At 67.3% G+C, this 25,878-nt stretch carries 26 protein-coding genes; 11 read left to right on the forward strand and 15 right to left on the reverse strand.

The window, feature by feature from the left end:
- Positions 1-25 precede the first annotated feature (25 nt).
- Positions 26-1,648: a malate synthase A gene (gene aceB, locus AC5P78_RS07160; protein ID WP_012478791.1), complete on the reverse strand. Its 1,623-nt coding sequence runs from the start codon at positions 1,646-1,648 to the stop codon at positions 26-28.
- A 109-nt stretch (positions 1,649-1,757) separates the two neighbouring features.
- Between aceB and AC5P78_RS07165 the strand changes: the two genes are divergently transcribed.
- Both AC5P78_RS07165 and AC5P78_RS07170 read left to right on the forward strand, forming a co-directional pair.
- Positions 1,758-2,726, forward strand: a complete 969-nt coding sequence (locus AC5P78_RS07165; protein ID WP_012478790.1) for a LysR family transcriptional regulator — start codon at positions 1,758-1,760, stop codon at positions 2,724-2,726.
- A 329-nt stretch (positions 2,727-3,055) separates the two neighbouring features.
- Entirely contained in the window at positions 3,056-3,973 is a 918-nt protein-coding gene (locus AC5P78_RS07170) for a LysR family transcriptional regulator (protein ID WP_044569368.1), read from the forward strand.
- 129 nt (positions 3,974-4,102) lie between these two features.
- Here AC5P78_RS07170 and AC5P78_RS07175 read toward each other — a convergent pair whose 3' ends face one another.
- Together AC5P78_RS07175 and lepB are read right to left on the reverse strand one after the other, a co-directional pair.
- Entirely contained in the window at positions 4,103-5,359 is a 1,257-nt protein-coding gene (locus tag AC5P78_RS07175; RefSeq protein ID WP_012478788.1) for an MFS transporter, read from the reverse strand.
- A 124-nt stretch (positions 5,360-5,483) separates the two neighbouring features.
- Complete coding sequence (lepB, locus tag AC5P78_RS07180; RefSeq protein WP_012478787.1) at positions 5,484-6,110, reverse strand: signal peptidase I; 627 nt, start codon at positions 6,108-6,110, stop codon at positions 5,484-5,486.
- Between the two features lie 176 nt (positions 6,111-6,286).
- Between lepB and AC5P78_RS07185 the strand changes: the two genes are divergently transcribed.
- Both AC5P78_RS07185 and AC5P78_RS07190 read left to right on the forward strand, forming a co-directional pair.
- Entirely contained in the window at positions 6,287-6,688 is a 402-nt protein-coding gene (locus tag AC5P78_RS07185; protein WP_012478786.1) for a hypothetical protein, read from the forward strand.
- A 3-nt stretch (positions 6,689-6,691) separates the two neighbouring features.
- A complete protein-coding gene (locus AC5P78_RS07190; protein WP_012478785.1) occupies positions 6,692-7,138 on the forward strand; it encodes a 3-dehydroquinate dehydratase in 447 nt (148 codons plus the stop codon).
- A gap of 379 nt (positions 7,139-7,517) precedes the next feature.
- Here the strand turns inward: AC5P78_RS07190 and dcp are convergent, their stop codons facing one another.
- The 3 genes from dcp to arfB form a co-directional block, all read right to left on the reverse strand.
- A complete protein-coding gene (dcp, locus tag AC5P78_RS07195; RefSeq protein WP_012478784.1) occupies positions 7,518-9,674 on the reverse strand; it encodes a peptidyl-dipeptidase Dcp in 2,157 nt (718 codons plus the stop codon).
- A gap of 111 nt (positions 9,675-9,785) precedes the next feature.
- Complete coding sequence (locus AC5P78_RS07200) at positions 9,786-10,388, reverse strand: lysophospholipid acyltransferase family protein (protein WP_005407645.1); 603 nt, start codon at positions 10,386-10,388, stop codon at positions 9,786-9,788.
- A gap of 4 nt (positions 10,389-10,392) precedes the next feature.
- On the reverse strand, positions 10,393-10,824 hold the full coding sequence (arfB, locus tag AC5P78_RS07205; protein ID WP_005407644.1) for an alternative ribosome rescue aminoacyl-tRNA hydrolase ArfB: 432 nt from the start codon (positions 10,822-10,824) through the stop codon (positions 10,393-10,395).
- Positions 10,825-10,957: 133 nt separating this feature from the next.
- On the opposite strand from arfB, the gene AC5P78_RS07210 reads away from it, so the two are divergent.
- A complete protein-coding gene (locus tag AC5P78_RS07210) occupies positions 10,958-11,485 on the forward strand; it encodes a DUF2059 domain-containing protein (protein WP_005407643.1) in 528 nt (175 codons plus the stop codon).
- A gap of 76 nt (positions 11,486-11,561) precedes the next feature.
- Here AC5P78_RS07210 and AC5P78_RS07215 read toward each other — a convergent pair whose 3' ends face one another.
- Positions 11,562-12,302, reverse strand: a complete 741-nt coding sequence (locus AC5P78_RS07215) for a pseudouridine synthase (protein ID WP_012478780.1) — start codon at positions 12,300-12,302, stop codon at positions 11,562-11,564.
- A 176-nt stretch (positions 12,303-12,478) separates the two neighbouring features.
- Positions 12,479-13,066, reverse strand: coding sequence for an O-methyltransferase (locus AC5P78_RS07220; protein WP_044569365.1), 588 nt, complete (start codon positions 13,064-13,066; stop codon positions 12,479-12,481).
- 165 nt (positions 13,067-13,231) lie between these two features.
- Between AC5P78_RS07220 and AC5P78_RS07225 the strand changes: the two genes are divergently transcribed.
- The 4 genes from AC5P78_RS07225 to AC5P78_RS07240 are packed head-to-tail and all read left to right on the forward strand — an operon-like array spanning position 13,232 to position 16,364.
- Positions 13,232-13,843: a PIG-L deacetylase family protein gene (locus AC5P78_RS07225; RefSeq protein WP_012478778.1), complete on the forward strand. Its 612-nt coding sequence runs from the start codon at positions 13,232-13,234 to the stop codon at positions 13,841-13,843.
- On the forward strand, positions 13,843-14,982 hold the full coding sequence (locus AC5P78_RS07230) for a glycosyltransferase family 2 protein (RefSeq protein WP_012478777.1): 1,140 nt from the start codon (positions 13,843-13,845) through the stop codon (positions 14,980-14,982). Before AC5P78_RS07225 ends, AC5P78_RS07230 begins: the two co-directional genes overlap by 1 nt.
- On the forward strand, positions 14,969-15,574 hold the full coding sequence (locus tag AC5P78_RS07235) for an LbetaH domain-containing protein (RefSeq protein ID WP_044569363.1): 606 nt from the start codon (positions 14,969-14,971) through the stop codon (positions 15,572-15,574). Before AC5P78_RS07230 ends, AC5P78_RS07235 begins: the two co-directional genes overlap by 14 nt.
- Before the next feature lie 4 nt (positions 15,575-15,578).
- Entirely contained in the window at positions 15,579-16,364 is a 786-nt protein-coding gene (locus tag AC5P78_RS07240) for a YaiO family outer membrane beta-barrel protein (protein WP_012478775.1), read from the forward strand.
- A 52-nt stretch (positions 16,365-16,416) separates the two neighbouring features.
- Here AC5P78_RS07240 and ubiB read toward each other — a convergent pair whose 3' ends face one another.
- A complete protein-coding gene (gene ubiB / locus AC5P78_RS07245; protein WP_012478774.1) occupies positions 16,417-18,072 on the reverse strand; it encodes a ubiquinone biosynthesis regulatory protein kinase UbiB in 1,656 nt (551 codons plus the stop codon).
- On the reverse strand, positions 18,069-18,704 hold the full coding sequence (locus AC5P78_RS07250; protein WP_012478773.1) for a ubiquinone biosynthesis accessory factor UbiJ: 636 nt from the start codon (positions 18,702-18,704) through the stop codon (positions 18,069-18,071). The genes ubiB and AC5P78_RS07250 overlap by 4 nt, the downstream gene beginning before the upstream one ends.
- A gap of 435 nt (positions 18,705-19,139) precedes the next feature.
- Here AC5P78_RS07250 and ddlA point away from each other — a divergent pair, with 435 nt between their 5' ends.
- The gene (gene ddlA / locus AC5P78_RS07255) at positions 19,140-20,234 is read left to right on the forward strand and encodes a D-alanine--D-alanine ligase (RefSeq protein WP_044571124.1); all 1,095 of its coding nucleotides are present in this window, start codon (positions 19,140-19,142) and stop codon (positions 20,232-20,234) included.
- A gap of 76 nt (positions 20,235-20,310) precedes the next feature.
- Here ddlA and AC5P78_RS07260 read toward each other — a convergent pair whose 3' ends face one another.
- The 3 genes from AC5P78_RS07260 to oleC all read right to left on the reverse strand — a co-directional run bounded on the left by AC5P78_RS07260 (position 20,311) and on the right by oleC (position 23,195).
- A complete protein-coding gene (locus AC5P78_RS07260; protein ID WP_005407633.1) occupies positions 20,311-20,466 on the reverse strand; it encodes a DUF1328 domain-containing protein in 156 nt (51 codons plus the stop codon).
- 81 nt (positions 20,467-20,547) lie between these two features.
- On the reverse strand, positions 20,548-21,540 hold the full coding sequence (gene oleD, locus AC5P78_RS07265) for a 2-alkyl-3-oxoalkanoate reductase (protein ID WP_012478771.1): 993 nt from the start codon (positions 21,538-21,540) through the stop codon (positions 20,548-20,550).
- Positions 21,537-23,195: an olefin beta-lactone synthetase gene (gene oleC / locus AC5P78_RS07270; protein ID WP_012478770.1), complete on the reverse strand. Its 1,659-nt coding sequence runs from the start codon at positions 23,193-23,195 to the stop codon at positions 21,537-21,539. Before oleC ends, oleD begins: the two co-directional genes overlap by 4 nt.
- Positions 23,196-23,299: 104 nt before the next feature.
- Here oleC and AC5P78_RS07275 point away from each other — a divergent pair, with 104 nt between their 5' ends.
- Positions 23,300-23,731, forward strand: a complete 432-nt coding sequence (locus AC5P78_RS07275) for a YkgJ family cysteine cluster protein (RefSeq protein ID WP_005407630.1) — start codon at positions 23,300-23,302, stop codon at positions 23,729-23,731.
- 114 nt (positions 23,732-23,845) lie between these two features.
- Here the strand turns inward: AC5P78_RS07275 and AC5P78_RS07280 are convergent, their stop codons facing one another.
- Both AC5P78_RS07280 and AC5P78_RS07285 read right to left on the reverse strand, forming a co-directional pair.
- The gene (locus AC5P78_RS07280; RefSeq protein WP_012478769.1) at positions 23,846-24,736 is read right to left on the reverse strand and encodes an alpha/beta fold hydrolase; all 891 of its coding nucleotides are present in this window, start codon (positions 24,734-24,736) and stop codon (positions 23,846-23,848) included.
- Between the two features lie 94 nt (positions 24,737-24,830).
- A complete protein-coding gene (locus tag AC5P78_RS07285) occupies positions 24,831-25,847 on the reverse strand; it encodes a 3-oxoacyl-ACP synthase III (RefSeq protein WP_004135358.1) in 1,017 nt (338 codons plus the stop codon).
- Positions 25,848-25,878: the final 31 nt, after the last annotated feature.

A 25,878-nucleotide genomic window follows, 5' to 3' on the forward strand; every position in this document is an offset into this window, starting at 1 on the left:
AACGGCGTGGAAACGCGGGCGGGAGTCAATCGATGCGCGCGTAGGCCGGCAGGGTCAGGAAATCGGTCAGTTCGTCGCTGCGGCTCAGTTCGCCGAGCAGGGTGATGGCTTCGCCGATGCGTGTACCACCAGGCAGCGCGGCGGTATCGCCCAGCCGTGCCGGCAGCTGCGAGAGAGTGGAATCCAGCAGCGCCAGATCGATCGCAGTGCCGTCGTCCAGTTGCTGGCCCGGCGTATGCAGCCACTGCCACAGCTGGCTGCGGCTGATCTCGGCGGTGGCCGCGTCCTCCATCAGGTGGTGGATCGGCACGCAACCGTTGCCATCCAGCCACGCCGCCAGGTAGCGCACGCAGACTTCCACGTTGCCTTCGAAGCCGGCACGGGTGATGGTGCCCGGCGGGCGCGCGATCAGTTCATCGCGGCCCACGCGCACATCCTGGCGCAGCACGCTGTGCTGGTTCGCACCGGGCATGTGTTCGTCGAAGATCGCCATCGCCACTGGAATCAGCGCCGGATGCGCAACCCAGGTGCCGTCATGGCCGGCGGTGACTTCGCGCAGCTTGTCGGCGCGCACCCGGGCCATCGCCTGTTCGTTGGCCGCGGCATCGTTGTTGATCGGGATCTGCGCGGCCATGCCGCCCATCGCATGCGCACCGCGGCGGTGGCAGGTCTGGATCAGCAGTTCCGAATACGCCTTCAGGAACGGCTGGGTCATGGTCACCTGGCCGCGTTCGGGCAGCACGCGGTCGGCGTGGCGGCGGAAGGTCTTCAGGTACGAGAAGATGTAATCCCAGCGCCCGCAATTCAGGCCGACGATGCGGTCACGCAGTGCGTGCAGGATCTCGTCCATCTCAAACACCGCCGGCAGCGTTTCGATCAGCACGGTCACCTTGATCTGGCCGTGCGGCAGGCCGAGCATGCCTTCGATGTGCGACAGCGCGGTCTCCCACAGCGCGGCCTCTTCCATGCTCTGCAGCTTGGGCAGGTAGAAGTACGGGCCGCGGTCCTTGGCCTGCAGGGTGCGGGCGTTGTGGAAGGCGAACACCGCCGCGTCGAACAGGCCGCCGGCGATGAACTGGCCGTCGATGCGCACGTGCTTCTCGTCCAGATGCCAGCCGCGCGGGCGCACGATCAGCACGGCCTGTTCGTCGTACGGGCGCAGCGTGTAGTGCTTGCCATTGGCGGCGGTGAATTCCAGATCACCACGCACCGCCGCCGCCAGCGACTGCTGCCCGGCCAGCAGGTTGCGCCAGGTCGGCGAGGTCGAATCCTCAAAGTCGGCCATGAACACCTTGGCGCCGGAGTTCAGCGCGTTGATGACCATCTTCGGGTCGGTCGGGCCGGTGATCTCGACGCGGCGATCCTGCAGCGCGGCCGGCAGCGGCGCAACGCGCCAGTCGCCGCTACGGATCGCGGTGGTGTCTTCACGGAAGTCCGGCAGGCCGCCCTGGTCGAAGAACGCCTGGCGTTCACGGCGGGCCTGCAGCCGTGCCTGCCGGCCCGGTTCCACCGCACGGTGCAGCGACACCAGCAGGGCCAGCAGCGGCGCCGGCAGCACGGTGTCCTGACCGGCCACGCGGGTCGCCAGGGCGATGCCGGGGGTGGCCTTGCTGGCAGGGGTGGGAACAGCGGAAGCGACGGCGGACATGGGGCGACTCCAGCGGTGGGGAACGCCTCCACGGTGCCGCCCTGGCCGAGTATTTGGCAAAACAGTTTTTGCAATGCTCTACATAAGTTGTGCTAATACTTGTAACGCCATGACCACGCGCCCCTCGCCAAGTCCGCGTTTTTCCTACAAATCCGACCGGTTGAAGCCGTTGCGCGCGTTCTGCCAGACCGTGCGCCTGGGCTCTGTCTCACGGGCGGCTGAGGCGTTGTTCGTCAGCCAGCCGGCCATCAGCCTGCAGTTGCAGGCCCTGGAACGGGAGCTGGGCGTGCCGTTGTTCGAGCGCAGCGGGCGTCGCCTGGTGCCCAGCCGCGAGGGCCAGCTGCTGTACGAAATGGCGCAGCCGCTGGTGGAGAACCTGGACGGGCTGGAGGCACGCTTCCGCGACAAGGTACGCGGCCTGGACGCGGGCGAGCTGAACATCGCCGCCAACAGCTCGACCATCCTGTACCTGCTGCCGAAGATCGTCGAACGCTTCCGCCTGCACCACCCGGACGTGCGCCTGACCCTGCACAACGCGATCAGCGCCGACGGCACCGACCTGCTGCGCGAGGATGCCGCCGACCTGGCAATCGGTTCGATGACCGATGTGCCGGCCGATCTCAGCTACGCCCCGGCCTATCGCTTCGAGCAGGTACTGATCGCGCCGCACGATCATCCGCTGGCGAGCGGTGGCGAGCTGGAGCTGGCCGACATCGCGCGCTATCCACTGGTGCTGCCACCGAAGCGGCAGATCACCTATCGGCTGGTCGACCAGGTGTTCCAGCGCCACCGCATCGCCTACACCGTGGCCCTGGAGGTGGGCGGCTGGGAGGTGATCAAGCAGTACGTGGCGATGGGCATGGGCATTTCCATCGTGCCGGCGCTGTGCCTGAACGAGGCCGACCACGAGCGGCTGGCGGCGCGGTCGATGAAGCGCTGGTTCCCCGAGCGCAGCTACGGGGTGATCGTGCGGCGTGGCAAGGCGTTGTCGGCGCAGGCGCGGGCGTTCATCGAGCTGATCCAGCCGGAGTTGTTCAGTCCGCGCGATTACGACCAGAGCGGGCATTCCGAGCGGTGAGGGGTGTTCTGGTTTGCAGGGCTGCCGCCCTGCACCTGCGGTAGTGCCGGCCGCTGGCCGGCAACCTCAAAAGCAACAGCGGGCATTCCGTGGGATGGCGGGGTGGGTCCGGTTGCGGGGGACGCCGTAAACCCGTCCATGAAGTGACCCCCGAGACTTGGTCGCGGCATCCGTGCCGCTCACACCCCCGCAACCGGACCCACCCCGCCTTCGACAGTTGGTTGCTGCTGTTGGTGCCAGCTGCTGTTGGTGGGTGCCGACCGTTGGTCGGCACGGGATCGGATCCCATCTCTGATTCATTTCCGGCTGACGATGAATAAACTGGCCCCATGTCCATCGAACTCCGCCACCTGCGCTACTTCCTCGCTGTCGCCGATACGCTGCACTTCGGCCAGGCGGCGGAGCGGCTGGGCATGTCGCAGCCGCCGCTCAGCCAGCAGATCCGCCAGCTGGAGGACCTGATCGGTGCGCGCCTGTTCGTGCGCAGCCATCGTCGTGTGCAGCTGACGCCCGCGGGCGAGCTGCTGCAGGAACGTGCACGCGCCATCGTGCAGCAGGTGGAAGCGGCGGTGGATGAGGTACAGCGCGCGCAGCGCGGTGAGCAGGGTGAACTGCACATCGGCCTGACCCGCGCCACGCCGCTGTCGCCGCAGATTCCGCGTTCGATCCTGCATTACCGCCAGCAGTATCCGCAGGTGCGGCTGCAGCTGAGCGAGATGAACACCCTGCAGCAGATCGACGCGCTGCTCGACGGCTCACTGGACGTGGGCATCATCCGCAAGCGCGCGTTGCCACCGGAACTGGTGGCGCACAGCCTGTTCGTCGATCCACTGGCGTTGATCGTGCATGCCGGGCACCCGGCCCTGCACCGGCTTTCGAAGCAGGGCACGCTGTCGCTGCGCGACTTCGCGCAGGAACCGTTCGTGGCATTCCGGCGCAGCGCGGGCGCGGGCATCCACGACCACATGATCGCGTTGTGTGCGGCTGCCGGATTCACGCCGCGCATCGTGCAGGAAGCGGGTGAAGCCTCGACGCTGATCAGCCTGGCCGCCGCGGGCCTGGGCGCCGCGATCCTGCCGTCTTCGTGCGATCACATCCGGGTGGAAGGATCGCGCTTCGTGGCGCTGGCCGATGCCGGTGCCCATTCGGAAGTGCAGCTGGCGTGGCATCGCGAACGGGTAACCCCGTTGATCCGCAATTTCGCCACGCTGCTGCGCGGGGCATTCGCCGATAGAGTCGACTGTTAGTCGACTATCGCGCGCAGCGCGGGGTTTTCGCGATCTGATGGAAGAGCAGTCGACTAACAGTCGACTCTACCTCGGCAAACCCGCCACACCGTGGTTGCCGGCCAGCGGCCGGCACTACCGTGCGTTGGGTCACGCCGTGACCGGCTGCGGCGCGCGCTGCTGCAGCGCCCAGACGATGCCACCGCCGATCAGGGTCAGCACGGCGGCGAACGCACACACGCCAAGCCAGTCCCAGGCTGCATAGGCCAGGCCACCCACACCGCCCAGCACGCTGGACCCCAGGTAGTAGGCGAACAGGTACAGCGCCGAGGCTTCCGCACGCATCGCGCCGGCGCGGCTTCCAACCCAGCTGCTGGCCACGGAATGACCACCGAAGAAGCCGAAGGTCACCAGTGCGATACCCAGCGCCATCGTGCTCAGCCACGGCATCGCCAGCAGCGCGATGCCGGCGCCGATCAGCGCGAACGAGATCGACAGGATGCGGCCGCGTCCGTAGCGCGTGGCCTGCTGGCCCATCCACGCCGAACTGAAGGTACCCACCAGATAGACGCTGAAGATCAGCCCGACCACGGTCTGGCTGAGATGGTAGGGCGGCGCCAGCAGGTGATAGCCCAGGTAGTTGTAGAGGGTGACGAACACGCCCATCAGTACGAACGAGGTGGCGAACAGCCACGGCAGGCCCGGGTCGGCGAACAGCGTGCGCCAGCGCGACGGCAATTGGCGCAGGCCGCCGCGACGTGCATGGAAGTGACGCGACGGCGGCAGCTGCAGCCACAGCAGCACGGTGCTGGCCACGGCGATGATCGAGACCACGCCGATGCCCCAGCGCCAGCCCCAATGGTCGGCGATGATGCCGGCCAGCAGGCGCCCGCTCATGCCACCGATGGCGTTGCCGCCGATGTACAGGCCCATCGCCAGGCCCAGCGCGCGGCTGTCCATTTCCTCGACCAGGTAGGTCATCGCTACCGCCGGCACGCCGCTCAGCGCCAGGCCAAGCAGGGTCCGCAGCACCAGCAGCGTGGTCCAGTCGTCCACCAGCGCGGTGCACAGCGACAGCATGGCCGACGCCAACAGCGCAACGATCATCAACGGGCGACGGCCGACCGCGTCGGACAGCAGGCCGGCCAGCAGCATCGCCACCGCCAGCGTGCCAGTGGTCAACGACAGCGACATCGCGCTGCCGGCGGCGGACACGCCGAAGTGACGGCTGAACTCGGGCAGCAGCGGCTGCACGGTGTACAGCAGGCCGAAGGTGGAGAAGCCGGCCAGGAACAGCGCCAGCGCGGTGCGGCGGAAGGCCGGGGTGCCCTGCTGGATGCGGGTGTCGGTGCCGGTATCGAGAGTGGAGGGACGGCCTTCAACGGCCGCCGCAGTTTCGCCAGTCATGGAATCGAAGGGCCGGTGGGGACGGCCGGGCGTGGGAGGGAACGGGCCTCAGACTAGGCCCGTCCATCCAGTCGATCCATAACCTGATAGGTCAGGATTGATACTCAAGAAGTATCAATTCAGCTTACAGGCGCTGCCACTCGAAACCGTCGCCGCGGCGGTAGTACACCGCCACCGCACGGCCGTAGACCTTGTCGGCATCTACGAAGCCGAAGAAGCGGCCATCGAAGCTGTTGCCACGGTGGTCACCCAGCACCAGCACCTTGCCGTCCGGCACCACCAGGTCGGCGATGTCCGGGCCGCCCCCCATGTCCAGATCGAGGCTGGCACGGCGTTCACCAAAGGCTTCCACATCCTGCAGGTCCGCAGTCTGCAGCGGCTGGCCGTTGATGGTCAGGTGCCCTTCGTACAGCTGCACATGGTCACCGGCCACTGCGGCAACGCGCTTGATCAGGCGGGTGCCGTCGGCTGGCGAATCGAATACCGCCACTTCGCCGCGCTGCGGCGTGCCGGTGGACATCAGTTCCCTGCTGGTGAATGGCAGGCGCAGGCCGTAGGCGCGCATGTCCACCACCACCCGGTCGCCGGGCTGCAGGGTCGGCTGCATCGAACCGCTGGGCACCACGTAGTGGTTGGCGAGGGTATCGCGGGCGGCGGCGAGCAGGCCGAGCATCACCAGCAACGGCAGCGCCTCCTTTTTCAGCCAGGCCAGCGCGCGATCGGAAAAGGGAGGGCGGGCAACGGCGTCCATGGCAGGCTCCGGGTGGGTGGTAGCTGCATCAGACCACATATGGGGGGGAGAGGTTCCCGGTAGCGCCGGGTTACGCAGGTTTTACGCGCGGGACCTGCCGCCGGCATCGCACCTTTACGGCCAGCGCGCGCATCGTGTGCCCACCGCGCCGCAGGGCGCATTCCGCAAGGTGTTGTATGACCCTCCTGGTGATCCGCCACGCATCTTCGTCCGTGCCGCGCCCGCAGCTGCCGGCGCAGCTGAACGGCCATCGCGTGCTGTGCAGCGACTGCGCCAGCCTGTCCGAAGTGCGCCAGTGCCTGTGCCAGTCGCAGGCGCGTTCGGCCGACTGGGTGCTGCTGGATGTCGGCGTGGCCGACGAGGCGCAATGGCAGGCCGAGGGCGGTGCGCTGCAGGCGGCGCTGGAACGGCTGCCGGCGCAGTACATCGAGTTGCAGGCACCCAGCGAGCCCGGCCTGGAGTCGCGCCTGCAACTGCAGCATGGCCCCGCGGCGGTGGTCATCGACCAGCGCAGCCAGCAGGCCGGTTATCCGTTGTCGCTGGCCATCGTCGGCCGCCGCCTGGCGCAGGAGGGCTGAGCCATGTCGATCTTCATCATCCGTGGCCCGGAAGCCGCCGGTGCGCTGATCCGTACCGCCATGCCGCTGCCGGCACCGGTACTGAAGTCGTTGGTGCACCGGGCAATCGACGCCGGCACCAGCGTGGCGATACGCGCCTGCGGCTCGGAACAGGAACTGCTGGACGCCCTGCGCGTGGCCGACCACAGCCGTGGCGAGGTGACGCTGCTGGACCCGGGTGCGTGTGCCAACAGCCTGCGTCTTCAGCGCCTGCTGCCCTACCTGCACAACGCCTACGTGGAAGTACATGACGACGGCGCGGTGGCCGAGTCGTGCCTGCCGGCCGGTGTCGGCCAGCGCCTGGGCATCGCCGCCGGGTACGGTGCGCAGAGCTATGTGCTGGCGCTGGACATCGCGTTGGATCACCTGGGGCTGGCCGAACAGGCCAACCGGGTACACGTGGGGACGTGATGGCCGGGCTGTGCCCGGCACCCGGTAGTGCCGGCCGCTGGCCGGCAACCTCAACAGCAACAGCAACAGCCAAAGCCGGTTTCCTGGGGATGGCGGGGTGGGTCCGGTTGCGGGGACGCTGCAAGTACGTCCCTGTAAGCTTGGCCGCGGCATCCATGCCGCGGACACCCCCGCAACCGGACCCACCCCGCCTTCGACAGATCTCCGCGAACCGTCGGAACAGCATGGCCTGCTTCTGGTGGGTGTCGACCTTGGTCGATACATGGATCCACGCCATGCGTGGATGAGCGGCAAACTGCGGAATCTGTCGATGGTATCGATTCAACGAAAAACGGCGGGGTTTCCCCCGCCGTTATTTCTTTCGTACTTCAGGTCGCGCTTATTTCAGTCCGCGGAACTTCAGCAGCGGTTCCACCGACGGGTCTTTGCCGCGGAAATCGCGGTACAGGGTCGACAGCTCCACGCTGTTGCCGCGCGAGAGGATCTTGTCGCGGAATTCCTGGCCATTGGCGGCGGTCAGGCCACCGTGTTCGGTGAACCACTGGTAGGCGTCATGATCCAGCACTTCGGCCCAGAAGTAGGCGTAGTAGCCGGCCGAGTAACCGCCACCCCAGATGTGGTCGAAGTAGGTGGTGCGGTAACGCGGCGGCACCTGCGGCAGGTCGACCTTGAACTTCTTCAGCGCGCTGGCTTCAAAGGCGCCGACGTCCTGCAGCGGCGCGTCGGCCTTCTGCGTGTGCCAGGCCAGGTCCAGCAGTGCGGCCGACAGGTACTCGGTGGTCGCATAGCCCTGGTTGAAGCTGCGTGCCTTGAGGATCTTGTCGACCAGCTCCTGCGGCATCGCCTCGCCGGTCTTGTAGTGCTTGGCGTAGTTGGCGAACACCTTCGGGTCCAGCGCCCAGTGCTCGTTGAACTGCGACGGGAACTCGACGAAGTCGCGCGAGGTGGCGGTGCCGGCAATCGACGGATACTTCACGTTCGAGAACATGCCATGCAGTGCATGGCCGAACTCATGGAACATGGTGGTGACGTCGTCGAAGCTGATCAGCGCAGGCTGGCCGGCGGCCGGCTTGGTGAAGTTGCAGACGTTGTAGACCACCGGCTTGGCGCCGGTCAGGCCGTCCTGCTCGACGAACACGTCCATCCAGGCGCCGCCGGACTTGCTGTCACGCTTGAAGTAGTCGGTGTAGAACAGGGCCAGCGAGGTGCCGTCCTTGTCGAACACTTCGTACACCTTCATGTCCGGGTTGTAGGTCGGAATGTCGGTACGCGGCTTGAAGGTGATGCCGTACAGCTGGGTGGCGGCGTAGAAGACGCCGTTCTGCAGCACGTTGTCCAGTTCGAAGTACGGCTTGATCTGCGACTCGTCCAGATCGTACTTGGCCTTGCGCACCTGCTCGGCGTAGAAATCCCAGTCCGAGGCGGCGACCTGGAAGCCGCCCTTCTGCGCGTCGATCACCTTCTGGATCTCGCCGGCTTCGGCGCGCGCCTTGGCGGTAGCGGCCGGCACGGTGTCGGTCAGCAGCTTCAGCGCGGCAGCCGGGGTCTTGGCCATCTGGTCGCCCAGCTGGTAGTCGGCGAAGGTGTCGAAGCCAAGCAGCTTGGCCTTCTGCGCACGCAGCTGGGCCAGGCGCTGCACGGTCTGCCGGGTGTCGTTGGCATCGCCACGCTCGGCGCGGGTTTCCGAAGCCTTCAGCACGGCGGCACGCTGGTCACGATCACTCAGCGAGCCGAGCACCGGCTGCTGGGTGGTGTTCTGCAGCGGCAGCAGGAACTTGCCATCCAGCTTGCGCTCCTTCGCTGCGTTGGCGGCGTTGTTGATCGCATCCTCGTCCAGGCCGGCCAGCTTGGCCTTGTCGTCAACGACAACGGCCGCAGCGGCGGTAGCGGCCACCAGGCGGGTGTGGAACTGGGTGGAAAGGGTGGTTTCTTCCACGTTGAGCTTGCGCAGCGATGCCTTGTCGGCGTCGGACAGCTGTGCGCCGGCGCGCACCAGGCCATCGTAGTAGTGCTCGACCAGGCGCTTCTGCACCGGATCCAGTTCAAGCGTGTCGCGCTGGTCATAGATCGACTTCACGCGCGCGAACAGCTTCGGGTCGAGGTTGATCTCGTCCTGGTGCGCAGCCAGCTTCGGCGCCACTTCTTCCTGGATCTTCTGGCGCGCATCGTTGGTATCGGCCTGGACCAGGCCGAAGAAGATGCGCGACACGCGGGTCAGGGTCTCGCCGCTGCGCTCCATCGCCACGATGGTGTTGTCGAAGGTGGCCGGCTCGCTGCTGTCGGCGATCTTGCGAACGTCGGCCAGGTGCTGGCGCATGCCTTCTTCGAAGGCCGGCAGGTAGTCGCTGTCCTTGATCTTGTCGAACTGCGGCGCCTGGAACGGCAGCGTGCTGGCGCTCAGCAGCGGATTGGTGGAGGCTTCGGCCGGCTGCTGGGCCGGGGCTTTCTGGGCATCGGACACGGGGGTGGACTCCTTGCCGGAACAGGCCGCCAGCGCCAGGCTGATGGCGGCGGCCAGGACTACGGTACGCGACATGTAAAACGCTCCTTGGGCAGACGGTATGGAATACCAGCCCTCCACCCTACTCCTGTCGCGCTCGCCCGGCATGTGCCGGACGTGGCGTCTATGCGACGGCCTGCGGCCGGCTCAGACCGTGCCGCGGGTCTTGCCGATCCACGGCCGGTAGAACTCGCGGATGGCGGCCATGTCGGCAGCATCGTCGCCGGTCGGCTGGAACAGCGGGCCGATGCCGATGGTCTTTTCCGGGTAATGGAAATAGGCGGCCAGGATCGGCACGTCGGCCATCCGGGCGATCTTCAGGAAGCCGGCCTTCCACTCCTTCACCGCCTTTCGGGTGCCCTCGGGGGTGATGGCGAACCACATCTTCTCGTTGTTGCGCAGCAGGTCCACCGCCTGGCCCACCGTGCCCTGCGGCGAGCTGCGGTCCAGCGGGATCACGCCCAGCTTGTGCAGCAGCGGCCCCAGCGGCCACCAGAACAGCGAGGCCTTGCCCAGCACCTTCACCTTCATGCCCAGCGCGATCTTGGCCGCCATGCCCCACAGGCCGTCCCAGTTGGACGAATGCGGCGCGATGATGAACACCAGGCGCGGGATGTCAGGCAGGGTGCCGGTCACCTTCCAGCCGCCCATGCGCAGGGTGCAGCGCGCCAGCCAGCGCAGGAAGGCGTTGGGTTTGACCTGTGGCATCTGCGGCGGCACGGCCGGCAGCAGCGGAGTCGGGTTGTTCAAGCAATCACTCCCAGTCACGTGATGAGCGCCCGCGCTTGATCTGCGCGCGCCCGCGTTTGGCGTCCAGACGACGCAGTTTCGACCCGAGGGTCGGCTTGGTGGCCTTGCGCGGTTTGGGCACGCTCAGCCCGGCCTGGATGAAGGCCGCCAGCCGCTCGCGCGCATCCTCGCGATTGCGATCCTGGGTACGGAAACGTTGCGCGTCGATGACCAGCACGCCTTCGCCGGTCATGCGCCGGTCACGCCGCGCCAGCAGGCGCGTGCGCAACGGTTCGGGCAACGAGGGCGAGTTGGCCACGTCGAAACGCAGTTCCACCGCAGTGGAGACCTTGTTGACGTTCTGGCCACCGGCACCGCTGGCACGCACGAACCGCTCGACGATCTCGCCGTCGGGGATTTCAAGCTGCGCGTTGATGGTGACCGGTCCACTGCCCATCCGCGCATTGTAGCGGCAGCCACGTGTCGGAGTGCGCATCGCGCGCCGTATGCCGCCGATCAGGTACCGAACACGCCGCCTTCGCCTTGGCTGCGGGTATGCTGGCCGTCCCATGTACCGCAGGAAGCTTCGCATGACCCGCTCCGCACCCGCCCTGCCCTCCCTGCTGCGCCGCGCCGCCCTGCTGCTGGCGCTGGCCGTGGCCAGTGTCCCCGCCCTGGCCGCGCCGCCGACCGATGGCGACATCAACCGTCTGCTGTCCGCGTCACGTGCGCAGAGCATGATCGACACCATGCTGCCGCAGATCGAGGCGATGCAGCAGCAGCAGTTCCAGCAGGTGGCCGCACAGCGCCAGCTCAATGCCCAGCAGCAGGAGCAGCTGAAGCGGATCCAGGCACGGACCAGCCAGACCCTGCGCCAGGCACTGTCCTGGCAGCAGCTGCGGCCGATGTACGTGGACCTGTACAAGAAGACTTTCAGCAAGGAAGACGTGCTGGCGATGGCCGAGTTCTACGAGAGCGCGGCCGGCCAGAGCCTGCTGGACAAGACCCCGGCCCTGATGCAGAACGTGATGGTGGCGATCCAGGCGCGCATGCAGCCGCTGTTCGCGGACCTGCAGAAGGACCTGGAAGCGATCGTCAACGAGCCGGAAAAGAAGTGAGGTCGTGCCGGCCGCTGGCCGGCAACCTCGTACGGTTGGGATCAGGCAGATGCCGGCCAGCGGCCGGCACGACCGTCTATAGGTCCACCTGCCAGCCGAACAGGTCCAGCGCCTTCTGGAACTCACGATCCAGCGGCGCACTGACATCCACGTTGCCGCCCTCAGGATGCGGGAACCGCAGGCGCTCGGCGTGCAGCAGCATGCGGTGCACGCCCTGCATGCGGAAGATGCGGTTGTGGCGGCCATCACCATGGCTGGTGTCGCCGATCATGTGATGCGACAGGTGCTTGAGGTGCCGGCGGATCTGCCGGAAGCGCCCGGTCTGTGGCTGGCAGCGCAGCAACGCATAACGCGAGCGGGTGAATTCACCGACCGGCACCGACAACTCGCCGGTGGCCAGGCGCTGGAAGTCGGTGACCGCCGGCTTTTTCACCGGTTTGCCCGGGCCGCCGTCCAGATCATGATCGACCTGCCAGGCGAGTTCGGCCGGCCAGCCCCGGCAGACGGTCAGGTAGTCCTTCAGCACCTCGCCACCCATCAGCGCCTTGCCCAGCGCACTGGCGGTCTCGCGGTCAAAGGCCAGCAGCAGGCAGCCACTGGTGGCCCGGTCCAGGCGATGCACGAGGAAGATCGGGCGGCCCAGCTGCTCGCGCAGGCGGTCGGCCAGGAAGTCGTCTTCGCCACGGGCCAGCTTGCTGTCGTGGACCATCAGCCCGGCAGGCTTGTTGACCACGGCCAGGCGCTCATCCAGGTGCAGCAGCTGCAGGGGCGCGGTTTCAGTCTCGACCGCGGCGAGGGTGTCAGGTTCGGTGCTCACGGCGGAATTATCGAGGCTGGGCACTGAATGCGGTAGAGCCGGTCGCTGGCCGGCTGCCTGCGGATCGTCTGGCTGCCGGGGTTGCCGAGCGGCCGGCACTACCAGATCAGGCGCGACCGGCACTACCAGATCAGGCGCGGCCGGCACTACCGGATCAGGCGCGGGCAGCACGGCGGTCAGGCGTTGCGTACGGCCAGCAGCTCGCCGTTGCCTACCGGCACCAGGCTGGTGCTGAAGTTCGCGTCAGACTCCAGCAGCGTCCGCAGCGGTTCCATCTCTCCCGCATGCGAGGTGGCGTTGTCCACCACCAGCAGGCCACCCGGCCGCAGCACGCGGCGCAGCTGCGGCCACCAGCCGGCGTATTGCCCGCGGTCCGAATCGAGGAACAGCAGGTCAATGCTGGCATCGGCGGCCTCTGCAAGCCACGGCCCGGCATCGTCGTGGACCAGCGTGATGCGATCGGCCAGGCCACTGCGCGCGAAGGTGTCACGCGCCATCGCCGCCTTGTCCTCGGCGTATTCCAGCGTAGTCACGTGGCCGTCGATGGCGGCGGCGGACTCGGCCAGCCACAGCGTCGAATAGCCGTTGGAGGTGCCGATCTCCAGTACGCGGCGCGCAGTGCCGAAGCGCACCAGCACCGCGAGGAATTCGCCCGTATCTGGCGTGATGTTGAGCATGCGGCGGCCGCGTTCGACTTCACGGGCGTCGTTTTCGGCACCGAAGTGGGCCAGTTCGTTCTTCAGTTCCGACAGTTCCAGGGCCATTTTCCGCTGAGCTCGCCATGACGCAGCGTCCATTCTTACCCGAATTCCGGAATTTCGTATGAATCCTAGAGCCGCTGCATTTTCACGCTGAGATAGTTCCCGCCTCCTTCGCGCGGGGACAGCATGCCTGGCCGCCGCGCACCCGGCTTCCGCTAGGACACGGCCATGACATTGAACATTCTGGCAATCGGTGCCCATCCAGATGACATCGAACTCGGTTGCGGTGGCAGCCTGGCAAAGCTCGCCCGCGCCGGCTCACGCATCCATGCACTGGTACTCAGCCGTGGCGGCCGGGGCTGCCACGCCGGCATCGACCGCAGCGATGAATCGCATCGCGCCCTGCACCGGCTCGGGGTGGCCGAGGTGATCCAGCAGGATTTCCCGGACACACGATTCCCCACCTGCCGCAACGACATCATTGCGTCGATCGAACAGGTCTGCACGCTGATCGAACCAGACCGCATCTACACGATGTGTGGTGAGGATCATCACCAGGACCATCGCACCGTTCACGAAGCGTCGATCATCGCCTGCCGCCACATTCCGCAGATCCTCTGTTATGAGAGTCCCAGCACCCTGCCGCAGTTCGCGCCGCAGGTGTTCGAGGACATCAGCGCGCAGCTGGAGCTGAAGATCCACGCGCTGCGCGAGCATGCCAGCCAGGGCGATCGCCACTACATGCAGGAAAGCCACCTCCGCTGCCATGCGCAGTTCCGTGGCCAGCAGATCGGCATCGGTCCCAGCGAGGGCTTCCTGCCCTACCGTCTGGTGCTTTGATGAAGACGCTGTTGTTCCTGGCCATGTGCGCTTTCATCCTGGTACGAATCTGCGTGCAGGCCTCGCGCCGGCCCAGCACCCGCCTGTACAGCATCGACGCGATCGTGCCGGCCTACAACGAAGCCCCATGCCTGGAGCGCTCGCTGGCCAGCCTGCTGGAAAACCCGTACGTGGCGCGGGTGATCTGTGTCAACGATGGTTCCACCGACAACACGGCTCAGGTGCTTGATGCGCTGCAGGCGCGCTGGCCCGGGCGCCTGGTGGCCGTGCACCAGGCCAACACCGGCAAGGGCGGTGCGCTGATGCACGGGCTGCAGCACGCAACCGCCGAGCAGGTGTTCCTGACCGATGCAGATACCCATATCGATCCGCGCAGCCATGGCCTGGGTCATCTGCTGGCCGAGATCGAGCGCGGCGCCGATGCGGTTGGCGGGGTCCCCTCGTCCAGCCTGCAGGGCGCCGGCTTCCTCCCCCATGTGCGCGCCAGCCTGAAACTGCCGATGATCGTGATCAAGCGCAGCTTCCAGCAATGGCTGGGCGGCGCACCGTTCATCGTTTCCGGCTCGTGTGGCCTGTTCCGTACTTCGGTGCTGCGCAAGGTCGGATTTTCCGATCGCACCCGCGTGGAAGACCTCGACATGTCCTGGTCGCTGGTTGCGCAGGGCTATCGGGTTCGCCAGAGCATCCGCTGCGTGGTCTACCCGCAGGAATGCAACACGCTGGTGGAGGAATGGCGGCGCTGGCGACGCTGGATCGTCGGCTATGCGGTATGCATGCGCCTGCATCGCCGCCTGCTGCTGACACGCTTCGGCATTTTCAGCATCCTGCCGATGATGCTGCTCGCCCTGGCCGGCATCATGCTGTCGCTGCAGGTATGGTTCGGCGCGGCCCGGCTGCACGGACCGGGTGGCCTTGCCCTGTCGGTGATGCCGCTGTTCTGGACCGGCATCGTCATGCTGCTGGCAGTGATCAGTGCCATCCACCACCGACGCGCGTGGCTGGTGCCGGCGGCGGCCTTCTCGATGCTGTATGTACTGCTCGCCTATGCGATCTGGCTGTTTCATGGCCTGGCGGGGCTGTTCACCGGCCGCGAACCCGTGCGCGACAAGCCGACGAGGTACCCGCATGTGGTGGAATGACCTCGCCGCGATGGCCGAGGCACTGTCGACACTTGCGCCCCACACTGATCCCGACGCGGAGGTCTCGCCACGGGCCACCCTGCACGGCGCCGTACGGATCGGTGCCGGCAGTCGCATCTGCGACGGCGCCCATGTCCAGGGTCCGGTGTCGATCGGCCGCGACTGCCTGATCGGCAACAACGCACTGCTGCGCGGCCCGCTGTGCATCGGTGACGGCACGCGTATCGGCTTTGCCAGCGAACTGAAGAACGCACGGTTGGGCAACCAGGTCAGCATCGGCCCGCAGTGCTTCATCGCCGACAGCCGCATCGATGACCGGGTCTACCTCGGCGCCCTGGTGCGTACCAGCAACCATCGCCTGGATGGGGCAACGGTCACCGTCCACATCGGCGACACCGTCATCGACAGCCAGCGCGACAAGCTCGGCGCCTGGATCGGCGAAGGTGCCGCGCTGGGCGTCGGCGTGATCATCCTGCCCGGCCGCATCGTCGCGCCGGGAAGCCAGTTCGGGCCGCGCATCACCGTGGAACGAAACCTGCCGCCCGGCCGCTACCGGCTGCTGCAGTCATTGCATTCCCAACCCCTGGAGTAACCCCATGCGATTGATCATCCGCGGCGCACTGCCATGCGCCCTGCTGCTGGCTGTCTGCAGCGCCCACGCCGGCGTCGACCGTGTCACGGTGCAACTGGACCATGCCGACTACAGCGATGGCTTCGGCAAGCGCGACGTACAGACCGTGGACGTGGCCGGCCGCAGTGGCGGCAGCCGCTGGCACCTGGGGTTGGCCCATGGCGAGCGTGACTACGGCAGCAGGCGATTCAGCGGCAACCGCATGCAGGGCTCGCTGCACCATCGCTGGAGCCCGCGCCTGTCCACCCGCACCGCTGTCACGGCATCCAACGATGATCCGGTGTTCGTCAACCGCCAGGTCAACCAGGACATCCAGTGGAAAGTGACACCGCAGACCGTACTGAGCGTGGGCGGCAAATACGCCCAGTACCATGCCGGCGCCCATGTGAGCGGCTGGTCGGTGGGTGCCTCGCATTACTTCCCGCGCGTGACTGCCTCACTGCGCCACGAACGGCACCGCCAGTCCAATGGACCGGATGGGCATGGCACCACACTGTCGCTGCGGCTGAAGGATGGGCAAGGCCGTGGTTCGACCCAGCTGTGGCTGGGCAGCGGCACGTCCGGCTACACCGCCGAGTCCGATCCGCTGCTGCTGCGCGAGCACGATGCACGGCGTGCCTTCCTGCGCCGCAGCCAGCCATTGGGTGAGCATCTGGTGCTGGACGTGGGTATCGGCAAGACCTGGCACAGGACGCGCCTGGACAGCTTCCAGAGTGTGCAATCGCACCTGGGCCTGGGCTACCACTGGTGAGCCTGTAATTGATCGGCGGCGTACCCTGCCGCCGATCTTCAATCTGCCGGAGTCAGCGCCACCACGCGCGCGCCAGCGCCACCACGCCGACCGCACCGGACAGCCAGCTCCACGCCGGCACGTCGCCCCAGTACCAGCCCGGCGGCTGCAGCACATACATCAGTGCAGCGATGGCGAGCAGGCCCACACCGGTGATCGCGCCCACGGCGCGCTTCTGCAGGCGCTGCAGGCTGGCGTCGAGCGCGACCAGATCGCGCGAACGCATCGCCAGTTCGTGGCGGCCTTCCACCTGCTGGGTCAGCCAGGCGTGCACCAGCCGCGGCATGTCCGGCGCATGGGTCATGATTTCCGGCAGGCGCTTGCCCAGCTCGCGCACCACCCGGCGCGGGCTGTAGCGCTCGCGCAGGATCTTCGCCAGCACCGGCTTGGCCACCGCCCAGATGTCGATCTGCGGGTCCAGCTGGCGGCCGACGCCCTCGATGTTCAGCAGGGTCTTCTGCAGCAGGATCAGCTGCGGCTGCAGCGTCAGCTGGTAGCGCTGCGCCACCCGGAACAGCTTCATCAGCACTTCGGCCAGCGAGATCTGCGACAGCGGACGGGTGAAGTACGGCTCGCACACTGAACGCACGGCCGCTTCCAGATCGTCGATGCGTACGTGGTCGGGCATCCAGCGTGCCTGCACGTGCAGTTCGGCGATGCGGCGGTAATCGCGGTTGAAGATGGCCATGAAGTTCTCGGCCAGGTAGTACTGATCTTCCTGCGAGAGCTGGCCCATGATGCCGAAGTCCAGCGCGATGAAGCGCGGATTGGCACGGCGCGCCGGATCGGTGTCGACCCAGATGTTGCCGGCGTGCGCATCGGCGTGGAAGAAGTTGTCGCGGAACACCTGGGTATAGAACACCCGCACGCCCTTGGCGGCCAGCGCCTTGCGGTCGATGCCGGCCTTGTCCAGTGCAGCGATGTCATCGGACGGAATGCCCCAAACGCGCTCCAGGGTCAGCGCGCGCTCGGCGGTGTGGCTCCAGATCACTTCCGGCACGTACAGGTCGTCGCTGTTTTCCCAGAAGCGGCGCAGCACGCTGGCGTTGGCGCCTTCGCGCTGCAGGTCCAGCTCGGCGGCCAGGGTGTTCTCGACCTCGGCCACCACTTCGCGCGGCCGGATCTTGTCGGCGCGCGGATGGGTGCGCTCGACCAGGGCGGCCAGCGAATTGAGCAGGGCGATGTCGGCGTCGATCTGCTTCTCGATGCCCGGGCGAAGTACCTTGACCACCACCTGGCGACCATCGGCCAGCGTGGCCGCGTGCACCTGCGCGATCGAGGCCGAAGCCAGCGGTTCGGTGTCGAAGCTGGCGAAGGCCTCGCTGACCGGCAGGCCGAGCGCGTCCTCGACGATGCGGCGCGCGGTCTCACCATCGAACGGCTTGACCCGGTCCTGCAGCAGGGTCAGTTCGTTGGCCACGTCCGGCGGCACCAGGTCGCGGCGGGTGGACAGGATCTGGCCGAACTTGACGAAGATCGGGCCGAGGTCCTGCAGCGCCAGGCGCAGGCGCGCACCGCGCGACTGCGAGGCGATGCTGGCCGAGGCGCGCGGCACGAACGGCTTGGCCAGGCGCAGCCAGCGCTCGGCCGGCGTGCCCTGCAGCAGGTCGTCGAGGCGGTAACGCAGGATCACCCGGCCAATGCGGCTGGCCCGCAGCACGGCCTTCATGCGGCACCCCGCAGGCGCTGCACGCGTGCACCAAGGCGCTCCACGTCATCGCGCAGCACATCCACGTCGTCGTGGAAGGCATCCAGCTCGGCGCGCGGCACCACATCGCGCGACTCCTCGGTGATGAACTCAGCGGCGCTGTGGGCCAGATCGATCGCCCCCTGGCGCGCGTGCTGCAGGGCGCTGCGCAGGGTGTTGGCGACCTGCACGCCCAGTACTTCGCCGAATACGCTGACGAAAGGCTGCTGCCAGTCCGGATCGAAGCCCTTGGCCAGCTGCTGCAGGCGGCGCGCCAGCTCGGCATCGCCGGCCACGCGCACACGGCCCTTGCCGTTGTTGTCGCCGCGCCGCGCGTTGGCCAGCAGCGGCAGCTGCGCCAGCACGCCGGCCAGGCTGCTGCGCACGGCCAGGTCGGCTTCCTGCGCATCCACCGGGCCGACCCGCAGCTGGTCGCCGTCGACGCTGATGCGCATCGCCAGCACCGGCGCTTCCAGGGTCAGGTCGATATGCCGGCCGTCGAGGCTGGCCAATGCATGGCGGGTATCCGGATCCAGCGCCAGCGCGCGGTTCAGGGCGATCTGCAGGGCGCGGCCAGCGACCGGCTTGAGGGACTTGAGCAGGGAGAGAGCCATGTGCGCATTCTACCTGCGTGGGTGGGGAGCTTGGGCCGGGCTGCCGGGCTGCCGGGCTGCCGGGCTGCCGCCCGGCACCCGTGGTAGTGCCGGCCGCTGGCCGGCAAGATCAACATCAAAAGCTGGCTATCCGTGGGATGGCGGGGTGGGTCCGGTTGCGGGGGACGCTGCAAGTACGTCCATGTAAGCTCGGTCGCCGCATCCATGCGGCTCACGCCCCCACAACCGGACCCACCCCGCCTTCGACAGTTTCCTGTCGTCCGTGGGGTCGGATCCCGTTGTAGCGCAACGGGCTCCGACCCCTGTTGATGGGCCATGAGGACGGTAGATCCACGCCATGCGTGGATGGATTTCTGGTTCATCTGTGCCTCACGCGGAGGGCCGATGAAGGTTCATGCTATGGGGCCACGCAACGCACAGGACATCGCATTCCCCATGGCACGGACCCGGGTTGGCATCATTTTCGGGGGCAAGTCTTCCGAGCACGAAGTTTCGCTGCAGTCGGCGAAGAACATCCTCGATGCGCTTGATCGCGAGCGCTTCGAGCCGGTGCTGGTCGGCATCGACAAGCAGGGCCAGTGGCATCTGAGCCAGCCGGATACCTTCCTGATCAATGCCGATGATCCGTCGCTCATCGCGCTGCATCGCTCGGGCCAGTCGCTGGCGGTGCGCCCGGGCGCCGAGCAGGCGCAGCTGCAGCCGTCCGATGCGGCCAGTGCGCTGGGCCAGATCGATGTGGTGTTGCCGATCGTGCATGGGCCACTCGGCGAAGACGGTGCGCTGCAGGGGCTGCTGCGCATGATCAACCTGCCCTTCGTCGGTTCGCCGGTACTGGGCTCGGCGGTGGCGATGGACAAGGACGTGACCAAGCGCCTGCTGCGCGACGCGGGGCTGCAGGTGGCGCCGTGGCTGTGCATCCGCCGCCATGAGGCCGCGGAGGTGGATGCCGATGCGGTGATCGCCCAGCTCGGCCTGCCGCTGTTCGTGAAGCCGGCCAACCAGGGTTCGTCGGTGGGTGTGAGCAAGGTCAAGGATGCGGCGGGCTTTGCCGAGGCACTGGCATTGGCGCTGCGCTACGACCACAAGGTGCTGGTGGAATCGGCGGTGGTCGGCCGCGAGATCGAATGCGCGGTGCTGGGCAACGAGCACCCGCAGGCCAGCGTATGCGGCGAGGTGGTGGTGCACGACGAGTTCTACGCCTACGACACCAAGTACATCAATGCCAATGGCGCTGACGTGGTGGTGCCGGCCGACATCGACGCCGCCACCCAGGCGCGTATCCGGCAGATCGCGCGGCAGGCCTACCAGACGCTGGAGTGTGCGGGCATGGCGCGCGTGGATGTGTTCCTCACCGCAGACGGCGAGATCGTCATCAACGAGGTCAACACGCTGCCGGGCTTCACCCGCATCAGCATGTACCCGAAGTTGTGGGGCGCCAGCGGTGTTGACTACACCACGCTGATCACGCGCCTGATCGAACTGGCGTTGGAACGCCATGAGGCCGATCGCGGGCTGCAGAGCGCTGTGTAACGTGGTGATCGCCCGCAGAGTCGAGCATGGCTCGACTCTGCGGAAAGCGATGCCGGCCAGCGGCCGGCACTACCGGCTAGCCTCGCTTGCGGAACATCGAGATCACCGCAAGGATCAGGAACACCACGAACAGGATCCAGGCGATGTTCGTTGCGGCGCCGGCGATACCGGAGAAACCCAGAACGGCGGCGATGATGGCGATGACAAAGAAAATGATGGCGTAATGCAGCATGGCGCTCCTCGCGGGTGGTCGAGCCTTGGATGGCGTGGATCCATCCTCCCGATCCTGCGGTGTGCAACCAGTGACGGCGATCTAAGCAGCAGATGAAGCCTTCAGCCTGCGCAGCCCTTCTTCGATGCTGACCTGCGGCACATAGCCGAAGTCACGGCGGGCGGGCTCCATGCTGTACCAGTGCGGCGTGCACAGCTGCTCGGCCAGGAACCGGGTCAACGGCGGCTCGCCACGCAGGCGCAGCAGCGGCCACAGCCGCTCGCAGATGGCGCCGATACGGTACGCGGTCTTGAAGCTGATCGCCTTGTCCACCCTCGGTGCACCCACGGCGGCCAGCAGCTGGTTGACCAGCTCGCGCATCGGCAGCGGTTCGCCGTTGGAAATGAAGTAGGCCTTGCCTGCACATGCGGCACCGGGCGCCAGTGCCTCGAAGGCGAGGAAGTGGGCAAGCGCGGCGTTGTCGATGTAGGTGGTATCGACCTTGTTGCTGCCATCGCCCACCAGGCGCAGGCGGCCCTGTCGTGCACGTTCGGCCAGGCGCGGTACCAGCTGCTGGTCGCCAGGGCCCCAGATCAGGCGCGGACGCAGCGCCACCGTCGCCAGCGACGCGTCATTGGCCGCCAGCACGCGCTGTTCGGCAATCGCCTTGGTGGCCGCATAGGGCGCCTGGAAATCTTCGCCGTACGGCACTTCGTCGGCGCCGAGGCCTTCTACCGGGTGGGTGGCCCGGTGCGTCACGCTGGGCGTGGAGGTGTACACCAGCCGGCCGATACCGTGCGCGCGACAGGCCGCGATGACGTTGTCGGTGCCGATCACATTGGCCTGGTGGTAGCTGTCATAGCTGCCCCACGCACCGGCCTTGGCACCGTTGTGGAATACCGCATCGACGCCGGCCACCGCATGCAGGACCGCCTGCGGGTCGGCCAGGTCGCCACGGATCTGGCCCACGCCCATCACCTGCAGCTCCGGGTAATGGCTGCGGTTGAACGCCAGTACCTGGTGGCCACGTTCGACCAGCCCGCGGCACAGCGCCTGGCCAAGGAACCCACCACCACCGGTGACCAGGATCTTCATGCGCGCTTCTCCAGTTCGGCGCTGGCCCAGACGGCGAGCTTCTCGCGGCCGATCTTGGCGTTGTGACGGATATCGACGGGGAACGCCGGATGCACCAGGAAGTGCTGCAGGCCGGCCTCAGGCGTGCGCGCTGCGGCATGCGCACGCAGCGCTTCCTGCAGCGCCGGGCTGTCGGACTGGCCGCGCAGCAGTTCCACGCACAGCACCGGCACCTGCGCACCGGCGGCGCCGACACCGACCAGCGCGGTGCGCGCCACGCCTGCGACGGTGTTGAACACCGGCTCGACCTGTTCGGTGTACAGCGGTCCGCGCGCGGTTTCCACGCGCTGCGTCTTGCGCCCGCAGAACCACAGGCGACCCTGTGCATCGAAGTAACCGACGTCGCCCATGCGATGCACCACGCGGGTGCTGCCATCGGCCAGCGTCTCGCGGATCTTCGCTGCAGCCGTGGCCTGCGGGCGGTTGAAGTAGCTGTCGGTGGCGGTCGGGCCAGCCACCGTGATTTCTCCCACTTCGCCAACCGCCAGCACGCGCGCCTGCGACCAGTCGGCCAGCGGCGCGTCATCGATGGCGATGATGCGCACTTCGTTCGGCGCCACCACGCTGCCCACGCAGGTGCCGGCGCCGGCCTCGGTGGCGGCGCGCGTGCGTTCCAGCTCGCGGCCTTCGACCACCGCTACCGGCAGGCACTCGGTGGCGCCATACGGCGTCCAGAACTGCGCGTCGGCCGGCAGCAGGCTGCGGATGGTGGCGACCACGTCCGGCGGCACCGGCGCACCCGCCGAGGTCACCCGGGTCACCGTCGGCAGCGGCCGGCCATGCTTCGCCAGCACCCGCATCAGCGCCGGCGAGCCGAACAGCTGGGTCACGCCGAAGCGCTGGATGGCGTCATGCAGGCGGACCGGGTCGGCCTGTGCCGGCCGGGTCGGGTCCATGTCCGGGATGACCGAGGTCAGGCCCAGCGCAGGATCGAACAGGGCGAACGGCGGGAAGGTCGGCAGGTCCACCCCGCCCGCTTCCATGCCGAAGGCGCTGCCCAGCAGCTGGATCTGGCCGACGAAGTGGCGGTGGCGGTAGACCACGCCCTTGGGCACGCCGGTGGAGCCGCTGGTGAACAGGATCGCGGCCATGTCCTCGCCGTCGGTGGCGGCCAGCATCGGCCCACCCTTGGCGCCGGCGCGCTCCAGCGCGGCCAGCGTGGTCCCGCCCCAGCCGAGGCGGCGGCCCACGGTCACCAGGCGCGCCGCCGAGGGGGCCCAGCGCAGCACCAGCCGCGCCACGTGCGCCAGCGGAATGCCGATGAAGGCCTCCGGCTGCGCCTCGTCCAGGCACTGCTTCAGCGCGCGCCTGTCGATGCCCGGGTCGACCAGCACCGGCACCGCGCCCAGCTTGAACAGGGCAAACATCAGCAGGAAGAACTCCGGCGACGGCCGCACCATCACCACCGTGCGCACTCCACGGCCGATCCCGTAGCCGGCCAGGCCGGCCGCCATGGCGTCGCTGCGGGCGTCCAGCTGGCGGTAATCCAGGGTCACGTCGTAGGCGGCCATGCCGTTGCCGGCGCCACGGCGGCCAGGGCAGCGGATGGCGATCTGATCTGGCCGTTCACGCGCCAGTTCAGGCAAGCGGGCGGCAATATTGCAGGGTCGGTTCATCCGTTCATTGTCGCCGCTTACGGAATTTCTTGCGCGGCGGCCCACTTCGTGGAAAATCCGCACCCTCGTTCCTGATTCCGACTGCCGCCCGAGGCGGCTTGCCCATGCAACATCCCTGCATGACCTGCGGCGCCTGCTGCACTCAGTACCGCGTGGCCTTCCACTGGATGGAATCAGACGAGGTCACCCCCGGCGGCGTGCCGCACCAGCTCACCGAGGTGCTGGACCCGCACCGCCTGTGCATGCGCGGCACCCATTCCAAGCCGGTGCGCTGCGTGGCGCTGGATGCGCAGATCGGCGTGTATTCACGCTGCACCATCCATCCCAACCGGCCCAGCGTGTGCCGCGAGGTGGATGCATCGTGGGAGTACGGCAAGGCCAGCCCGCAGTGCGACAAGGCGCGCATCGCCTATGGCCTGGATCCGTTGACGCCGGCCGACTGGCGCTGGCGCGATGACGCCGACAATGACGACGACCATCCGGACGACAACGGCAACAGCCCTTCCTCGCCGCCGCAGGCGCCGGTCGCCGCGTAATGGTAGTGCCGGCCGCTGGCCGGCAACCTCATCAACCCTTCGGGTGTGCCGACCAACGGTCGGCACCCACCGGAAGAGGAAGGGGTGGATGCCGACCGTTGGTCGGCACACCGATCAGATCGGGTTCTTGTCCAGAAAGGCGCGGATCTCCGGCACCAGCACTTCGTGCTTGTCTTCCAGCACGTAGTGGCCGGCGTCCTCGAACGCATGTACCTGGGCCTGCGGCAGCGCGGCCTGGAAGCCCTTCAGGAAGTGGTGGTCGAACACGAAGTCGCGCAGGCCCCAGCCGAGGAAGGCCGGCCGGTCGGCGAACGACGGCAGCGCCTTGCCGGCACGCTCCAGCAGCGACCACGCCTTGTCGGCCGGCGACAGCGGGATGTCCTGCATGAAGCGGATGGTGCTGATGCGGTTGGCCCAGCTGTTGTACGGCGACACGTAGGCGCGGCGCACGTCGGCCGGCATCTTCCGCTCCACGCCCAGCCACGAGGCACCGGAGGAGAACGCGTTGAAGGTGCGGATGATCCACTCGCCGATCTTCCAGTGGCGGCCCAGCGCGATCTGCCACGGCATCTTCTTCGCCGCCGGCATCGGGAATGCAGCGGTATTGAGCACCACCAGGCGCTTGACCTGGTCGTGGTGCGACAGCGCCCAGCCGAAACCGATCATGCCGCCCCAGTCGTGCACCGCCAGGGTCACCGGGCCGGTGATGCCCAGATGCTTGAGCAGCGCATCGAGGTCGTCAACGCGCGACTGCAGCGTGTACTCGTAGCGGCTGTCATCGGGCTTGTCCGACAGGCCCATGCCGATGTGGTCCGGCACGATGCAGCGGTACGTGTCCGACAGGCCGGCGACCAGCGTGCGCCAGTAATAGCTCCACGACGGGTTGCCATGCACCATCACCACCACCTCGCCGTCGCGCGGGCCTTCGTCGAGATAGTTCATCGACAGGCCGGGGCGTACCTCGAAGCGCTGCGGGTGGGCGGGGTAACCGGGAAGCTGGGACATCGGATCGCACCTGTAGAAAGGGCCGGTAAACCGGCCCTTGAACACTTGGAAAAATCATCGCTGCCCGTCGTGCAGCAGGTCAGCGGTGACTCTTTTACCAGACCACTTCAGCCATCGAGCAGTTCAGGCCCGAGCCGATACCCAGAAGCGCGATGCGATCGCCCTTCTTCAGCTTGCCCAGCTGCTTGAGCTTGCTCAGCACGATCGGCACCGAGGCCGGGCCGATGTTGCCGTGCTCGCCGAAGATGGTCATGACCTTCTTCGGGTCGATGCCGAAGTTCTTGATGAACGCGGCGGTGTGCGGCTGGCTGACCTGGTGGATCACGAACTGGTCCAGCTCTTCCACGGCCCAGCCCAAGGCGATCTTGGCAGCGGTGAAGGTCTTCTGTGCCAGCTTGATGCCTTCGATCAGCAGCAGGCGGGTGTCGGTGACCATGCGGTCCAGGTTGCCCAGGCACAGCTGGTTCCACTCGGTGGCCGAGCGCGTCACGCCGCCCTTGTAGCGCGGCGCGTCCGGCACCAGCTCCGAGCGCGCCATCACCATCGCCGCGGCACCCGAACCGGTGGTCAGGGCGGCCAGCTCGTTGCGGAAATCGTCGGCGGTGACGTCCGGGGCGGTCATGCGCTCCAGGGTCTTCTCGTACACCAGGTTGGCGGTCTCGCCGTCCACCACCAGCGCGTAGTCGATGTCACCGCGCTCGATCATGCGCGCGGCGATGTCCATGCCGTTGATGAAGGCCAGGCAGGCATTGGCGACGTCGAAGGTCATGCACTCGTCGCTGACGCCGAGGTTGCCCGAGACGATGGAGGCCGTGGACGGCTCCAGGTAGTCGCGGCTGACCGAGGTGTTGACCAGCAGGCCGACCTGCGTCGCATTGATGCCTGCGTCTTCCAGTGCCTTGCGGCCTGCCATGGTGGCAGCGTCGGACGCCAGCACGCCGTTGTCCCACAGGCGGCGCGCGTGGATGCCGGCGATGTCGCCGAGCACGTCGGTGCGGATACCCAGGCGATCCAACGTCGGCTGCAGGCGTTCGTTGATTTCCTTGGTGGTCAGCGTATGCGGCGCGTCGACGTGTGCCAGGCCGGCGATCGAGACATTCTTGAAGAGCATCGAGGTTAGCGCCAAGGCTCAGGCAAAAGGG

Source organism: Stenotrophomonas sp. YJH_SMC_133 (assembly GCF_059370655.1).

What these genes read in the sequence shown, in the direction of transcription:
- aceB (WP_012478791.1), bottom strand. Translation starts at nt 1,648, where the DNA reads ATGTCCGCCGTCGCTTCCGCTGTTCCCACCCCTGCCAGCAAGGCCACC.
- AC5P78_RS07165 (WP_012478790.1), top strand. Translation starts at nt 1,758, where the DNA reads ATGACCACGCGCCCCTCGCCAAGTCCGCGTTTTTCCTACAAATCCGAC.
- AC5P78_RS07170 (WP_044569368.1), top strand. Translation starts at nt 3,056, where the DNA reads ATGTCCATCGAACTCCGCCACCTGCGCTACTTCCTCGCTGTCGCCGAT.
- AC5P78_RS07175 (WP_012478788.1), bottom strand. Translation starts at nt 5,359, where the DNA reads ATGACTGGCGAAACTGCGGCGGCCGTTGAAGGCCGTCCCTCCACTCTC.
- lepB (WP_012478787.1), bottom strand. Translation starts at nt 6,110, where the DNA reads ATGGACGCCGTTGCCCGCCCTCCCTTTTCCGATCGCGCGCTGGCCTGG.
- AC5P78_RS07185 (WP_012478786.1), top strand. Translation starts at nt 6,287, where the DNA reads ATGACCCTCCTGGTGATCCGCCACGCATCTTCGTCCGTGCCGCGCCCG.
- AC5P78_RS07190 (WP_012478785.1), top strand. Translation starts at nt 6,692, where the DNA reads ATGTCGATCTTCATCATCCGTGGCCCGGAAGCCGCCGGTGCGCTGATC.
- dcp (WP_012478784.1), bottom strand. Translation starts at nt 9,674, where the DNA reads ATGTCGCGTACCGTAGTCCTGGCCGCCGCCATCAGCCTGGCGCTGGCG.
- arfB (WP_005407644.1), bottom strand. Translation starts at nt 10,824, where the DNA reads ATGGGCAGTGGACCGGTCACCATCAACGCGCAGCTTGAAATCCCCGAC.
- AC5P78_RS07210 (WP_005407643.1), top strand. Translation starts at nt 10,958, where the DNA reads ATGACCCGCTCCGCACCCGCCCTGCCCTCCCTGCTGCGCCGCGCCGCC.
- AC5P78_RS07220 (WP_044569365.1), bottom strand. Translation starts at nt 13,066, where the DNA reads ATGGCCCTGGAACTGTCGGAACTGAAGAACGAACTGGCCCACTTCGGT.
- AC5P78_RS07225 (WP_012478778.1), top strand. Translation starts at nt 13,232, where the DNA reads ATGACATTGAACATTCTGGCAATCGGTGCCCATCCAGATGACATCGAA.
- AC5P78_RS07230 (WP_012478777.1), top strand. Translation starts at nt 13,843, where the DNA reads ATGAAGACGCTGTTGTTCCTGGCCATGTGCGCTTTCATCCTGGTACGA.
- AC5P78_RS07235 (WP_044569363.1), top strand. Translation starts at nt 14,969, where the DNA reads ATGTGGTGGAATGACCTCGCCGCGATGGCCGAGGCACTGTCGACACTT.
- AC5P78_RS07240 (WP_012478775.1), top strand. Translation starts at nt 15,579, where the DNA reads ATGCGATTGATCATCCGCGGCGCACTGCCATGCGCCCTGCTGCTGGCT.
- ubiB (WP_012478774.1), bottom strand. Translation starts at nt 18,072, where the DNA reads ATGAAGGCCGTGCTGCGGGCCAGCCGCATTGGCCGGGTGATCCTGCGT.
- AC5P78_RS07250 (WP_012478773.1), bottom strand. Translation starts at nt 18,704, where the DNA reads ATGGCTCTCTCCCTGCTCAAGTCCCTCAAGCCGGTCGCTGGCCGCGCC.
- ddlA (WP_044571124.1), top strand. Translation starts at nt 19,140, where the DNA reads ATGGCACGGACCCGGGTTGGCATCATTTTCGGGGGCAAGTCTTCCGAG.
- AC5P78_RS07260 (WP_005407633.1), bottom strand. Translation starts at nt 20,466, where the DNA reads ATGCTGCATTACGCCATCATTTTCTTTGTCATCGCCATCATCGCCGCC.
- oleD (WP_012478771.1), bottom strand. Translation starts at nt 21,540, where the DNA reads ATGAAGATCCTGGTCACCGGTGGTGGTGGGTTCCTTGGCCAGGCGCTG.
- oleC (WP_012478770.1), bottom strand. Translation starts at nt 23,195, where the DNA reads ATGAACCGACCCTGCAATATTGCCGCCCGCTTGCCTGAACTGGCGCGT.
- AC5P78_RS07275 (WP_005407630.1), top strand. Translation starts at nt 23,300, where the DNA reads ATGCAACATCCCTGCATGACCTGCGGCGCCTGCTGCACTCAGTACCGC.
- AC5P78_RS07280 (WP_012478769.1), bottom strand. Translation starts at nt 24,736, where the DNA reads ATGTCCCAGCTTCCCGGTTACCCCGCCCACCCGCAGCGCTTCGAGGTA.
- AC5P78_RS07285 (WP_004135358.1), bottom strand. Translation starts at nt 25,847, where the DNA reads ATGCTCTTCAAGAATGTCTCGATCGCCGGCCTGGCACACGTCGACGCG.